General features: G+C 61.6%; 1 protein-coding gene. It reads right to left on the bottom strand.

The features are described from left to right. A partial coding sequence (locus D7X96_RS39425; RefSeq protein WP_279637435.1) for a DnaB-like helicase C-terminal domain-containing protein occupies nt 1-388 on the bottom strand: 388 nt, incomplete at both ends.

The following is a 388-nucleotide window of genomic DNA, read 5'->3' on the forward strand; positions in this document are numbered from 1 at the left end:
CTGTCCGTGCGCAAGACTCATGTCGAGCTGCCACTTCTCGTGTTCAGGCGTGCCTGGGCGGGGTTCCTTCATGGCGAGGTAATATTCCTCGCGGTAAACGAACAGCACAACGTCGGCGTCCTGCTCGATTGATCCGGATTCACGCAAGTCTGAGAGCTGCGGCCGTTTGTCTTCGCGGGACTCGACTTGGCGCGATAGCTGGGACAGCGCGATCACGGGAACGTTGAGCTCCTTGGCGAGCGCCTTAAGGCTGGTCGTGATCTCCGTGATTTCCTGCACGCGGCTGTCGCTGGCGCGTTTGCTCGAACCCGAGAGCAGCTGGATGTAGTCGATCACCAGGAGATCGAGACCCTTCTGGCGCTTCAGCCGGCGCGCGCGCGCCATCAGC

The organism is Corallococcus interemptor (assembly GCF_003668875.1).
GTDB lineage: Bacteria > Myxococcota > Myxococcia > Myxococcales > Myxococcaceae > Corallococcus > Corallococcus interemptor.